This is a genomic window from Paenibacillus sp. FSL P4-0127 (assembly GCF_038007325.1).
GTDB lineage: Bacteria > Bacillota > Bacilli > Paenibacillales > Paenibacillaceae > Fontibacillus > Fontibacillus macerans.
In genome coordinates, this window is the sequence record NZ_JBBOWY010000002.1 from 1,342,056 (window position 1) to 1,356,123 (window position 14,068).

The following is a 14,068-nucleotide window of genomic DNA, read 5'->3' on the forward strand; positions in this document are numbered from 1 at the left end:
GGGCTTTGAAAATAGCGGCATCAATTGCCTCTATTTCTCTCAAATGGACAGGTAGTCCAGGTATAAGGGCATTTTTTGCCTTTAAGTTTTGCGATCCCCAACAATATTTCAAATTCGTTCAACTTATACGGACTTATAGCTTTTATCTCCTTTTTAATTGTTTTTAAGGTACCCTTAAGGTTCCTGGTACAAAATAAAAATATGAAAACAACACCCCCTGGAAACAGGGGAAGGAGGTAAACATAGATGGACGATCAAAAAAACAAACCAGGCCAAAATTTTGGAGACAACCATGGCGATAAGCGACAGGAATCTCCGGAGTCGGGCTCTTCATATTATTACTCTTACGGACCTTTTCAATCCTATGGAAAAAACAACGAAGGATCCGGAGAGGACCGCTTCTATGAGCGCCGTCAGCCGGAGGAAGTGGAAATCACCCGGCCGGAGCCGGTAAAGCCGCTTCCGATGCATGACTACCGCTCTTCGGCGCAGGCGTCCGGCGGTTCGAACGGGGACGGCGGCCGCGGCGTGCCGACCCTTAAAAGCGCGGGCAACTGGCAGTACAGCAAGCCGCCGAAGAAACAATCGTTCCGTTCCGTGATCGCCGGCGTTCTGGCCGGGATGCTGATCGTGACCGGAGCCATGGTGTTCGCCGATCGCGAAAACCTGTTTACATCGAACCAAGCGGCGGCGACAACGACCGCGCCTGCGTCCGGCACAACGACGGAAGGAAGCGGCAACGGTTCAGCGGGCAAGGCGGCGAACGTAGTGTATCCGGTCACGAGTTCGGGAGACGTAACCAGCGTTGTTAATCAAGCTGGCCCGGCTGTGGTCAAAATTGAAACGCTGACGGATTCGAGCAAGCAAAGCAGCAATTCGAATCCTTACAGCAATGATCCGTTTTACCGCTACTTCTTCGGCGATTCCTTCGGTTCGGGCAGGGGGAACAGCAGTAATGGAGGCTCTTCTTCCGGGGCCGGCCAACTGGTACCGACCGGAATTGGTTCCGGGTTTATTTTCGATAAAACGGGCTACATTTTGACAAACGAGCATGTCATTCACGGTGCGGATGTGGTCCAAGTCACTGTGCAGGGCACGGACAAACCGTATGAAGCGAAAGTGCTCGGCTCCAGCTACGACCTTGATTTGGCCGTGCTGAAAATCGATGGAACCAGCAATTTTCCGTCGATTCCGCTGGGCGATTCCAACAGTACGCAGGTCGGCGAATGGCTGGTGGCCATCGGCAACCCGCAGGGCTTTGACCACACCGTTACGGCAGGGGTTCTGAGCGCGAAGGAACGCGGACCCATCACGATTCCTGGCGAAAACGGCGAAAAGGACCGGGAGTACGAGCATTTGCTGCAAACCGACGCCTCGATTAACCCGGGGAACTCCGGCGGTCCGCTGCTCAACCTGAACGGGGAAGTAATCGGCATTAACGTCGCCGTCAGCACCGATTCCCAAGGTATCGGCTTTGCGATTCCGAGCAGCACGATCAAAGAAGTGCTGGACAAATTGAAAAACAACGAGGAAATTCCGGCAAAACCGGAACCGTTCATCGGAGCCACGCTGATGACAATGACCGATGAAGTTGCAAAACAGATGGGCACCGATGTAAAGGAAGGCTCGATCGTGACCGATGTCGTTTTCAAATCGCCTGCTTACACGGCCGACCTGCGCCCTTATGATATCATCGTCGGGGCAAATGGAACTAAATTCGCCACGAAGGAAAAACTGATCGAATTTATCCAGAAGCAGCAGGTTGGCGCCAAAGTGACCATGAACGTCGTACGCGACGGAAAAAATGTCGATCTTCAAGTCACGATCGGCGACAAAAACAATTACCCGAACGTGGAGTAATCGATCGGCCATTTATGGCCCAAGCGCTTGCGAGGCGGCAGGTTTAAAGCCTGCCGTCTCTTTTGGTACAATAAGGTAAGGCGAGTTGTATAGATAAGGAGAGATCATAAGTGCGATCGGGAATATTGGTTATTGATGATGACGAAAAAATCACGTCCATGCTGCGGCGCGGCCTGGCGTTTGAGGGATATGACGTATATACGGCGCATAACGGGGCGGAAGGGCTGTCCATGATCATGACGGCCGACCCCGACCTGATCATTCTGGACGTGATGATGCCGAAGGTCGACGGCTTTGAAGTATGCCGCAGGCTGCGCGAAGGAGGCAGTACGGTCCCCGTGCTGATGCTGACCGCCAAGGATGAGGTCGAGAATCGGGTGAAGGGGCTCGATATCGGCGCGGACGATTACCTGGTCAAGCCGTTTGCTCTGGAGGAGCTGCTGGCCCGGGTGCGGGCGCTGCTTAGGCGCAAGGAAAGCGCCGGGGAGGCTGGCGGTCAGCGGCTGATTTTTGAGGATATCGTCATGGATCTAGATTCCCGCGAAGTGGTGCGGGCTGGGAATCGGTTGGAGTTAACGGCCAAAGAGTTCGAACTGCTTCACCTGTTCATGCAAAATCCGAAACGGCTGCTGACCCGGGACTTAATTATGGATAAAATCTGGGGATACGATTACAGCGGGGAATCCAATGTGCTGGAGGTATATATCGCCATGCTGCGCCAAAAAACGGAGGAACATGGCGGCAAGCGGCTTATCCAAACGATCCGCGGCGCCGGCTACATTTTGAGAGGAGACGCTTAATATGTCGATCCGGCTGCGGCTGACCGCATGGTATACCGGCATATTGGCCGTGACGCTTATTTTGTTTAGCGCTTCGATATACGGGCTGGTTTATTATAATACGTATCAGGAAGTAAAAAATAGGGTCATCGAGCAGGCGGACCAGATACTTAAAACACAAAACATTACGGTCACGCAGGGATGGGATATGCAGCTCGACCCCGATCAAATCATCCGGCTGGAGGATGCCCGGATATTTTGGCAGCTTAACAATTATGTCATTGGAACATACCGCACCTCTCCCGGCTTGAGAGAACGAAAGATTTCTTTTCCCATCCCCGAGATGAAAGATATCCAAAACGGTAAATTTCAACCGATTACCATAAACGGAAACTCCTATATGCTGTACGAAAGAGCGCTTGGGCTTAACGATCATACCATCGTTGGGCTGCTTCAGCTGGCTGCGGATACGAACGCTGAAGACCGGCTGATGAAGCAGATGCGGACCGTCATCTTATTCGGCTCGCTGTTTACGATTGTGATCGCCAGTTCGCTAGGACTGTTCCTGGCCCGCAAGTCGATGGCGCCGATCGGGAAGGTGATCGAAGCCGCAAACGGGATTCAGACGGGGAACGATTTGAGCGTACGGATCGACTACGACGGACCGAACGACGAAATCGGCCGCCTGATCGGCACCGTAAACCGCATGCTTGAACGTACCGAGGGATTTTATAAGGAACTGGAGGAAGCTTATTCGGCGCAGCGGCGCTTCGTTTCCGACGCCTCCCATGAGCTGCGGACTCCGCTGACCACGATTCGCGGCAATGTCGATTTGCTGAAAAAGATGTGGAGCCAGGAAGCGGAAAAACACGATCCCGCCGAAGAAGAAAGGATACGTTCCTATTCCGTGGAGGCGGTCAGCGACATTTCCGCCGAATCAGAACGGATGAGCCGGCTGGTCAACGATATGCTGTCGCTGGCGCGCGCCGACGCCGGGCAAACGGTGGCCAAGGAACCGCTCATGCTGCAGCCGGTAGTGGAGGAGGTCGTTCGCCGCGCCCAATTTCTGCCGCGCAAGGCCGAATGGATTACCGGCAATCTGGATGCGCTGGCTGGCGCCGTTGTGGCGGGAAGCAAAGATTATTTGCAGCAGATGCTGTTTATTTTCATTGAAAATGCCTTCAAATATACCGAAAAGGGCAGCGTCACCATCGACGCTTTGCGCTCCGGGGACCAAATCGGCATCCGCATTGCCGATACGGGAATCGGCATGGACCGCAGCGAGGTCCCGCATATTTTCGAGCGCTTCTACCGCGCTGACCCTTCCCGCGGCGTGATCCAGGGCACGGGTCTTGGCCTGTCCATCGCCAAGTGGATCATCGACGAGCACGGCGGCTCGGTGGAGGTCATGACCAAGCTCGGACAAGGCACGACGTTCGTCATCTGGCTCCCTGCAAGCTTTAACGGCCTGCTGGAATAAGCTATAATAGAGGTAGTTCAGAAAGTCCGCTTTTGATCACGAAGTGAATCAAGAAGAAACTCGGCATCGAATCTTGAATTCAGCAGGGTCTTTCGGTGCTGAAAACCGGACTTTTGAACACGCTATAATAGAGTTGCTTCCCTCCGTCAGGAAATATGGGTGCCAGAAAGCAGGGATAAAGTTATGGAAGTGATCAAAATTTCGCCGCGCGGCTACTGTTACGGCGTCGTTGATGCGATGGTGCTGGCCAGACAGGCGGCTAAAAATCTGGATCTGCCGCGGCCGATTTATATATTGGGCATGATTGTGCACAACAGCCATGTCACGCAGTCGTTTGAAGACGAAGGCATTATTACGCTGGATGGGCCTAATCGGATGGAGATTCTCGAGCAAGTGGAGAGTGGGACGGTTATTTTTACCGCCCACGGGGTGTCCCCGGAGGTCCGGAAATTAGCCCGGGACAAAGGGCTTACGACCGTTGACGCCACCTGTCCGGATGTGACGAAAACGCATGTGCTGATCGAGGAAAAAGTGGCGGACGGATACGAGGTTATCTACATCGGCAAAAAAGGCCATCCCGAGCCGGAAGGCGCGGTCGGCGTAGCTCCGGAGCATGTCCATCTGATTGAGAAAGAGGAAGAGATCGAAGGTTTGCAGGTCGCTGCGGACAAGATCGTCATTACGAATCAGACGACGATGAGCCAGTGGGATATCAAGCATATCATGAAAAAGCTGCTGGAGAAGTTCCCGGGAGCGGAAGTGCACAACGAGATCTGCCTGGCGACGCAGGTGCGCCAGGAAGCTGTCGCCGAACAGGCGGGGCAGGCGGACCTGGTCATCGTCGTCGGCGATCCGCGCAGCAACAACTCCAACCGGCTCGCGCAAGTGTCCGAGGAGATCGCCGGGGTGAAGGCGTACCGGATCGCCGATGTCACGGAGATCAAGCGGGAGTGGCTGCAAGGTGTCCGGAAGGTAGCGGTCACGGCGGGCGCTTCGACGCCTACGCCGATTACGAAGGAAGTCATTCATTATTTGGAGCAATATGATCCGGAAAATCCGGCTACCTGGGACATCGTCCGTACGGTGAACATGAAAAAGCTGCTGCCTCCGGTAAAAGCCGCCGCCCGCAGCAGGGAGGAATAGCGTTTCGATTTCCAACATTTGCGGGGTCACAACCCCGCAAATCTCATGTTATACTCCTAGTAGATTGGTTACAAAATTGTAACCGAAAAACTACTAAGGAGATGACAGCATGAAATCGAATAGAATGAAGCGGTTGGTATCCGGCGGCATTACGGCGCTCGTAGCCGCAGCTCTGATCGTTCCGGCTACGGCTTCGGCGGCATCGGCATCGGATACGACGACTTACCGGACTAATACGACTTATAAAACTTATACAGTGAATGTGGATAATTCCTCTGATAATTCTTGGACAAGCTATTATACGATTCCTTGGTATTTATTTTTTGGTTCCCAGCCGGTAACAGGTTATCCAAACAGCGGATCGAACGCAGGAAAAACGCAAACCGGAACTCCCCAGGGCAATACGCAATCCGGAAATAAGCAATCCGGAAATACACAAAGCGGAACCGGTCAAAAAGGAACTACCGGTAACTCCGGTTCTTCGGCTCAGCAGGGCGCAGGAACGACGGCGGACAAATCGCAGTTTGCTACCCAGGTTATCAAATTGGTAAACCAGGAGCGGGCGAAACAGGGCCTTAAGGCGCTCACCGGCGACTCCGCGCTGAACAACATGGCTTTGGCCAAGGCGAAGGATATGAGCCAAAACAACTACTTCAGCCACACCTCGCCAACTTACGGCTCGCCGTTTGACATGATGACGAAGTTTGGCATCAAGTACAGCTATGCCGGCGAGAACATCGCTATGGGGCAAAAAACGCCGCAAGAGGTCGTCAACGCCTGGATGAACAGCGAAGGCCACCGCGCCAACATTTTGAACGCCAACTACAACCTGATCGGGGTCGGATACTACAACGGCTACTGGGCACAGGAATTTGTGGGCAGATAAGTTAATCTAGCGGTGTATGATAGAAGGCTGGAGAGAGAATCTCCGCGCCTTCTATTTTTTTACGCCAAGGTTTGGTTTAATATAATAGGAATATGGACGGTAGAGCGATTGAAATGCAAAACCCGAAAGTACATCTGTTTTGGGATTATTCGGCAGGAGAGTCGGAAATACGCTGTACTTTTGCATTTCGCGAATAAATCTATAAGTTACCTTTAGGCTTGACGGATGGGAGATAATCGGCTATAGTTGCTTTAATGGATAAAAGCTTAAAAGCGAACAAGCGTTTAAGTGAAAGAGCAAATTTATTCTTCTTAATTATCATTGTCGTACTCACGCCAGGCCCCTGCCATTATAGGGCGTGATCAAAAGATGACTTTTTGTACTACCCCCTTAATCATGAAAGGATGTATGAAGATGATCGTAATTACCTCGAAACAGACGCCGGAAGAGCGTATCCAGGAAATTGTCGCCGTGATTGAAAAGGAAGGGCTGCAGGCCCATGTATCGCGCGGAAAGGACCATACGGTGATCGGCCTGATCGGGACGATTGAACCGAAGCTGTCCGAGCATCTCCGTCAGATGAAGGATGTTGAAAATGTCATTAAAATTTCAAAATCATACAAATTGGCGAGCCGCGATTTCCATCCGGAAAACACGGTCATCCGCATCGGCGACGTAACCATCGGCGGTGGGGAGCTGGTCGTGATGGGCGGTCCTTGCGCGGTGGAATCTCCCGAGCAGATCGACGAAATCGCCCGGCTCGTCAAAGCGGCCGGCGGCCAGGTGCTGCGCGGGGGCGCATTTAAGCCGCGTACGGGCCCGTACAGCTTCCAGGGCATCGGCGTGGAAGGCCTCGTCATGATGGCCGAGGCGGGCAAAAAACACGGCCTGCTGACGATCACGGAGGTCATGACGCCGGAATACGTCGACGTCTGCGCGGAATACGCCGATATTTTGCAGGTGGGGACGCGCAATATGCAAAACTTTGACCTGCTGCGCAAGCTCGGCACATGCAACAAGCCGGTGCTGCTGAAGCGCGGGTTCAGCGCGACCTATGACGAGTTCCTGAACGCGGCCGAGTACATCCTTGCCGGCGGCAACCCGAACGTTATGTTGTGCGAGCGCGGCATCCGTACATTTGAAACGTATACGCGCAATACGCTCGATTTGTCGGCGATTCCGGTGCTGCAAAGCCTTAGCCACCTGCCGGTTATCTCCGATCCGAGCCATGGGACGGGGCGGCGCGAGCTGGTCGAGCCGATGACCAAAGCTTCCGTGGCGGCCGGAGCGGACGGCCTGATTATCGAGATGCACACCGATCCCGACAATTCGATGACGGGCGACGGCGTTCAGTCGTTGTTCCCCGACCAGTTTGCGGCCCTGCTGCAAGATTTGGAGAAGCTGGCTCCGCTTGTCGGCAAACGGTTTGATACCCCGAAGGCTGCGCTTCAGCTGTAAGTTACAAATGTTTTGGAGTATTTGCCAATAATGGGCAGCCCTTTCGCCACGCCAGCGAAGGGGTTTTTATACTTTTTGTCGGATAATTTGTACTTGTTGTAATAATACCTTACATGAGATATAAAAATACCTTACATAAGTATTGACGAGCGGCCCCAATAGACCTATAATGAACCACAGAATAAAACAAAAGGATGAACGTTAATCGCATTAACGAGATTTAATGTTCGTGATTTGGGGAGGAAAGCGTAATGTCAGCAGAGTTCGTTTTAAAAACAATCAAAGAAAAGCAAATCGAATGGGTAGACTTTCGTTTTGTTGATTTGTCGGGACGCGCGCATCATATCACACTTCCTGCCAAAGAAGTGGATGAAGATACTTTCAAAAACGGCGTTGCTTTCGACGGATCTTCGATCCCCGGCTTCCGCGGTATCGAAGAATCCGATATGGTTATGATGCCGGACCACGGCTCCGTATTCGTAGATCCGTTTACAGCGCATCCGACGTTGAACGTGTTTTGCGATATCTATACGCCGGACGGCGAGCGTTACGAACGAGATCCGCGCAGTGTGGCCGTACGGGCCGAGGAATACCTGAAGCAAAGCGGCGTCGGAACCGCAGCCTTCTTTGCGCCGGAATCCGAGTTTTTCATTTTTGACGATGTCCGCTTCGAGAGCGGTATGAATAAAACGTTCTACTCGGTAGATTCCGAGGAAGCGATCTGGAATACGGGACGCGCCGAAGAGGGCGGAAACCTCGGCTACAAAGTGCCTGTCAAAGGCGGCTACGTGCCGGTGGCTCCGACCGACAAGCAGCAGGACATCCGCAGTGAAATGTGCCGCCTGCTTGAGGAAGCCGGCCTCCGCGTAGAACGCCACCACCATGAAGTGGCCACTTCCGGCCAAGCGGAAATCAACTTCCGTTTCGACACGCTGCTGAAAACGGCCGACAACCTGATGGTTTATAAGTACATCGTGCACAACACGGCCGCTCAATTCGGCAAAACCGCGACGTTCATGCCGAAACCGCTGTTCGGCGACAACGGAAGCGGCATGCACGTGCACCAATCGATCTTCAACGGCGACACTCCGCTGTTCTACGATAAAGGGGCGTACGCGAACCTGAGCGAAACGGCGCTGCACTACATCGGCGGCATCTTGTACCACGCTCCTGCGATCATCGCGTTCACGAACCCGAGCACGAACTCGTTTAAACGTCTGGTGCCTGGCTTTGAAGCGCCGGTGAACCTCGTATTCTCCAAGGGCAACCGTTCGGCGGCCGTGCGTATTCCGGTAGCGGCCGTAACGCCGAAAGGATGCCGGATCGAGTTCCGTACGCCGGACTCCACGGCCAACCCGTACCTGGCCTTCTCCGCGATGCTGATGGCCGGTCTGGACGGCATCAAGAACAAAATCGATCCGGTGAAACTGGGCTACGGACCGTTCGACAAAAACATCTATGAATTGTCCGACGAAGAAAAAGCCGGCATCCGCAGCGTACCGGGCTCCCTGGACGAAGCGCTGGACGCACTGGCAGCCGATAACGAGTTCCTGACGGCAGGCGGCGTATTCACGAAAGCCTTCATCGAGAACTTCATCGAATTGAAACGCGCTGAAGCAAGAGCGGTAGCCGTAAGAGTACATCCTTACGAATTTGGACTTTATTACGATCTGTAAGAAGTATTGCTACTATATAAATAGAAAATAATCCAAAGGCCATCCCTTGAAGGTTATCAATCACCTTCGCCGGATGGCCTTTTAAATATTTATAAAATTTATTACTCAACTTTCGCAGCAAAAAATCGGCGTAGACAAGCTTTGATTTAGCTGGGGTAAAGCAGCAATCCATTGCCGGAGTTGACGCTGAATCTAAGGCGGACAATGTCTTCCCGGTATTTTGGGCTGCTTCGGTGATCAAGTCGAGCAACTATGGAAGCGTAAACGATGTAGAGACGTCACGATCCGGTGGGGTTAGTATATCTACCTTTTGCACCGTGGCCGTTTCGAGCTGTGTCACAAATCGACGCCAGGTGAGGGGGCCTGTCTAAAGGGTTCGTGTCTTTGGTGTTCCTGCCTGCAACCTGCCTTTGCACGATTATCCCTTTCGTCCAGGGAGCAGGGGGGGCTAAAGCAAGTCAAGGGTTCCAAAAAAAGAGAAGAAAAAACAAAAAAAGATAAGGAAAAAATGAGGTGGTTCAGGTGAGATTTTCGGCTTGATAAGGGAACGCATGTTTGGTATAATGAAATAAATGGAACTTATGTTCGTATATCCTTGATTCGGGGGCGAGTGAACATGGAGGTCAATGCGGGAACAGAACTTCAGCCATTCAGCAGCCGGTTTAACAGCGAGCAGGCCTGCCTGGAGGCGCTGATCGCGATGAAGTGGCCAAACGGCTTCGTCTGCCCGCGCTGCGCTCACACCCGGTGCAGCCGTCTGACCTCCCGGCATATCCCTTTGTTCGAGTGCGGAAAATGCAAGCATCAAACATCGCCTTTGGTCGGCACGATTTTTGAAGGAGCCAAGGTGCCCTTGCTCAAGTGGTTCGAGGCCCTGGATTTGTTCTTGCTTGAGGGCGGCATCTCAGCGTTGCGGCTGCGCCAGGTGATCCGGGTCACCTACAAGACCGCCTGGTCGATGCTGCACAAAATACGTCATGCCGTGGGGGAGTTCGATGCCCGGGAACTGCTCTCCGGAGAGGTGAAGGTGAACAGCGATCAGTATGGACGTAATCCGTCCCGGTGTCAGCTTTCGCATCCGTACGCCTCGGCGGTCGTAGCCGGCTGCACGGTAACGGAGTCGGGCGAGCCGGAGCAGGTCAAAATCCGCCTGGTGCCGCATAAGCGGGGGGACGGGAAAATGACAAACCGTCACGATCTAACCGCTTTTATTAGCGGGCATGTGGATGTCCATACATCGGCGGTACAGTTGTTTCCTCAGGCCTTTCGGCTGTATGCGCCCTTGCGGAGAGTGGTGAGAGAGGCATGGGAATCGCTGAAGAGTACGTATGGAGCCTTGGGACTGAAGCATCTGCAGGCGTACCTGAACGAGTACACCGTACGCCGCCGGCTGCGCCTGCAAGGAGGACTGCCCGGAGCGGAAGAAACGATGCGGCAGAAGTTGCTGCAAATGTGTGTGGCGATTCCGGCGATCCCTTACCGTAAGCTGATCGCACGCCAACCGAACCAGCCCCTTGCGGCTGCTGCAGCCTGATCGAGACGCTGGAAACGGTAGGGGGAGTTTGATGCAGATCAACTTAATGGTCCTTGATTTCCTGTCTTGATCTCCTATCCGGTCTGCTTCACCTCACCTAAATATGATATGTTTCCTTCTCTTAAGCCCGTCTAAATTATCTCGAACCTATCTGCTTCTTCACCAAATATTTTCCGAGCTTGCCTTTCTCTCTAGCTACCTGATCAAACGGGATAATCGTCCAAAGTCTCCGGATAGGGAGTGTTGATCTCCGTCCTCCACCTCCCCCACCTCCCTATCCTGAAGCGTTCAACGCCCTTTCGTGTTTCTTGCCACTCTTAATTCTTTGAACACCTTCAGCTCAGGGACTCAAGCTGATTTTTGCTCTGCGAAAGTTGAGATTCCAACCTGTTCGCCTTAAAGCACGGCGGGTTTGCCTCCGCAGGACTCGCGAATCACGAGCTCGGGCTCCACGACAACATTGCTCGTCTCGGATTGACTGTTGATCAGGTCGTAGAGCAGCGAAGCGGCCAGCCTGCCGATTTTGTCTTTGTTTTGCCGGATGGTCGACAGGGTTGGCGTCGTGTATTTGCACGCTTCGATGTCGTCGCAGCCGATGATGGCGATGTCCTGGGGGACGTGAAACCCATGTTCCTTCAAAGCGCGCATCGCCCCGATCGCCAGCAGGTCCGAGGCCGCAAAAACGGCCCGCGGCAAGGACCCGGATTGGATTATCCGGGTCATGGCTTCATAGCCGCTGGACTCGAAGAAATTGTCCCCGTTGACAAACCATTGCTCCATGACAGGGAGGCCGAAGCTTTCAATCGCGTCCTTATACCCTTGTTCGCGCATATTGGAAATGTCCGATTCCAGCGTGCTGCCGATATATCCGAGATCTCTGTATCCGAGCAAATAAAAATGCTCCACTACTTTATAGGACATTTTGTAGTTATCGGACATGATGTACCCTGAGCTTTTGCCGTTTAGTTGAATATCGACGCCGATGCAGGGGATTTCGCTGTGATCCAGCTCGTTGATGGACGGCTCGACCTCCTGACCGGTGACGATGATGCATCCGTCCACTTGGAAATGCCGGCAGCGCGCCAAATAATCGCCGTCGACGGAGTGGAATTTCTCGTTGGAGAAAAACAGAAGGTCATAGCCCAGAAAACCCATCTGCTTCTTGAACGCGTTCAGCACTTCAATAAAGAAGGGGTGGGTAAAATCGATATTGAGTTTGCCCGCGAAAATAACGCCGATCAGGTTCGACTTCTTTGTAGCCAGCGTTTTCGCTGAATTCGAAGGTATATACCCCGTCTGCTTCATAATTTCGAGAACTTTCGTTCTTGTCTCCTCGGAGATGTCGCTATAGTTATTAATAATTTTGGAAACGGTCGATACCGATACTCCGGCCATTTCCGCGATTGTTTTAATATTGACCGCCAAAAAGCAGCCCTCCCTACAATAAAAGAACATTTTGGAATTAGTATATCTTAATGAGATACTCAAGACTATTAAAGAAATCGATGGCGAAACATTTACGAAACTGGTTTCGTGATTAGTTTAAAGGAATTGCGAAACGGAGTCAAGACAACTCGAAATAAATGGGAAAAACGAAGCATACTAAGGCCGGAAATGGACTATTCGACGATAAATACAGCGTCTGATCCGCGTCGGAACGAGGTTTTTGCGAATCGCGAAAAAAACCTTTACAAAGCAAATTTTTGATGCAATAATGTGTTTTGACGAAACCGCTTTCGGTAAATTCATCCCGAAATTCTCTAAAATGGCCTGGTTTTACGAAAATTATGAAAAACTTCAGTGCACAGCGTAAATCGGGAAGGTAAACCGAATCGATAGTCCAAAATCATTACCTTAATAGGGGGTAACAGCATGGTAAAGAGAATTTCAGCCTTGATCCTGGCCGGTGCGCTGACGCTTAGTCTGGCTGCTTGCGGCGGAGGAGGCAATGGCGGCAGCACGGCTCCGGCAAACGGAGGCGAAGGCGGCAAAGCATCCGGGGAGAAGAAAGTCATTAAGATTCTGCACTGGAAGCAAGAAAACATTAACAAAGCGATGGAAGAGATCAATAAGGCGTTCGAGGAAAAATATCCGGAATATAAGATTGAATATACGACGACCGGCCCTGACGACGAGTACAAGCAGGCGCAAAGAGCGCGAATCACGGCGAATGATGTTGATATTTTGGCCGACTTGTCCGGGATGAGACTTTCCCCGCAAGAATGGACGCCCGGAGCGAAAACGCCGGATTGGCAGCAATGGATCGATTCCGGTCTGATCGCCGATCTGTCGGACCAGGCGTTCGTCAAGAACTGGAATGCAAACGACATTGAAAAAGCCGGAACTTACAACGGCAAGGTGTATGCGATTCCAACCGGCAAAGTGGCGATGTCCGGCCTGTTTTACAACAAACAAATCTTTGAAGAAAACGGCCTTTCCGTACCGAAAACCTGGTCGGAATTCATCAAGCTTTGCGATGACCTGAAAGCGAAAGGCATCACGCCGATCGCCGTCGCCGGTAAAGACGTATGGCCGCTGAAGCTGCCGGTATTCGCCCTGCAGTCGAAAATTTTGGGCGGCGGCGATCAGCAAAAATGGATCGAAGGCGTTTGGAAGGGCGAAACGGCGTTTAATGACGCCGAAGCCGTGGAAGTGCTGGAAAAAGCGAAAACGATTCAAGACAATTACATGATCGATGGCTTTATGGGCATCGACTATGCTTCCGTACCGTCGATTTTCGCTGCGGGCAAAACCGCGATGCTGGCGGACGGATCTTGGGACGCTCCGACGATCGCAACCGCGAATCCCGATTTGAAATATGGATATTTCCCGCTTCCGGCCACGGAAGACGCCGCGAAAAACGCTTCTTTCGTAGGGAAGTACGATGTAACCTGGTACGTTGCCGAAAAGGGACCGAACAAAGAAGGGGCCCTCAAATGGATGGAATTTTTCTCCCAGCCTGAAAATTACACCAAATTCGTCAAAGCCGCCGGCTTTATTCCGACGCAGGACAACATCTCGACGGAAAGCGAATTTATCGACCAGGAGCTGACTCCATACCTTGGCGATTTTGAGCTGGCTTACGAGATTATGATGATCAACCGCGAAAACGTCGGCGAACATCTTGCGGCCGAAGGCGTGCATACGGAATACCTGGCTCCGGGCGGAGCATTTAAAACCGCGAAGGAACTGGCCGACGTCCAGCAAAAAGAATGGGAAGCCGCAGCGCCTAAGTAAGCCTAAGGTTTCTGC

The 14,068-nt window shown here is 52.4% G+C and carries 10 protein-coding genes; 9 read left to right on the forward strand and 1 reads right to left on the reverse strand.

All coding sequences use genetic code 11. The annotated features are described in order from the left end of the window. Nucleotides 1–246 precede the first annotated feature (246 nt). The 8 genes from NYE74_RS32360 (at nucleotide 247) to NYE74_RS32395 (ending at nucleotide 10,816) form a co-directional block, all read left to right on the forward strand. Nucleotides 247–1,860, forward strand: coding sequence for a S1C family serine protease (locus NYE74_RS32360; protein WP_316561461.1), 1,614 nt, complete (start codon nucleotides 247–249; stop codon nucleotides 1,858–1,860). Between the two features lie 110 nt (nucleotides 1,861–1,970). After that, nucleotides 1,971–2,660, forward strand: a complete 690-nt coding sequence (locus NYE74_RS32365; RefSeq protein ID WP_036624867.1) for a response regulator transcription factor — start codon at nucleotides 1,971–1,973, stop codon at nucleotides 2,658–2,660. A 1-nt stretch (nucleotide 2,661) separates the two neighbouring features. After that, nucleotides 2,662–4,119: a sensor histidine kinase gene (locus NYE74_RS32370; RefSeq protein WP_036624866.1), complete on the forward strand. Its 1,458-nt coding sequence runs from the start codon at nucleotides 2,662–2,664 to the stop codon at nucleotides 4,117–4,119. A 183-nt stretch (nucleotides 4,120–4,302) separates the two neighbouring features. Then, a complete protein-coding gene (locus NYE74_RS32375) occupies nucleotides 4,303–5,262 on the forward strand; it encodes a 4-hydroxy-3-methylbut-2-enyl diphosphate reductase (RefSeq protein WP_036624865.1) in 960 nt (319 codons plus the stop codon). A gap of 109 nt (nucleotides 5,263–5,371) precedes the next feature. Then, nucleotides 5,372–6,148: a CAP domain-containing protein gene (locus NYE74_RS32380; protein WP_036624864.1), complete on the forward strand. Its 777-nt coding sequence runs from the start codon at nucleotides 5,372–5,374 to the stop codon at nucleotides 6,146–6,148. 414 nt (nucleotides 6,149–6,562) lie between these two features. After that, complete coding sequence (gene aroF, locus NYE74_RS32385) at nucleotides 6,563–7,606, forward strand: 3-deoxy-7-phosphoheptulonate synthase (RefSeq protein ID WP_124331689.1); 1,044 nt, start codon at nucleotides 6,563–6,565, stop codon at nucleotides 7,604–7,606. A gap of 251 nt (nucleotides 7,607–7,857) precedes the next feature. Further along, nucleotides 7,858–9,282: a type I glutamate--ammonia ligase gene (gene glnA, locus NYE74_RS32390; protein ID WP_036624862.1), complete on the forward strand. Its 1,425-nt coding sequence runs from the start codon at nucleotides 7,858–7,860 to the stop codon at nucleotides 9,280–9,282. A gap of 616 nt (nucleotides 9,283–9,898) precedes the next feature. Further along, complete coding sequence (locus NYE74_RS32395) at nucleotides 9,899–10,816, forward strand: IS1595 family transposase (RefSeq protein ID WP_341005527.1); 918 nt, start codon at nucleotides 9,899–9,901, stop codon at nucleotides 10,814–10,816. A gap of 396 nt (nucleotides 10,817–11,212) precedes the next feature. Here NYE74_RS32395 and NYE74_RS32400 read toward each other — a convergent pair whose 3' ends face one another. Next, nucleotides 11,213–12,211, reverse strand: coding sequence for a LacI family DNA-binding transcriptional regulator (locus NYE74_RS32400; protein WP_036628566.1), 999 nt, complete (start codon nucleotides 12,209–12,211; stop codon nucleotides 11,213–11,215). Nucleotides 12,212–12,688: 477 nt separating this feature from the next. Here NYE74_RS32400 and NYE74_RS32405 point away from each other — a divergent pair, with 477 nt between their 5' ends. Then, nucleotides 12,689–14,053 carry an ABC transporter substrate-binding protein gene (locus tag NYE74_RS32405; RefSeq protein WP_036624861.1) on the forward strand — a complete coding sequence of 455 codons (1,365 nt, stop codon included), beginning with the start codon at nucleotides 12,689–12,691 and terminating at the stop codon, nucleotides 14,051–14,053. Nucleotides 14,054–14,068 lie beyond the last annotated feature (15 nt).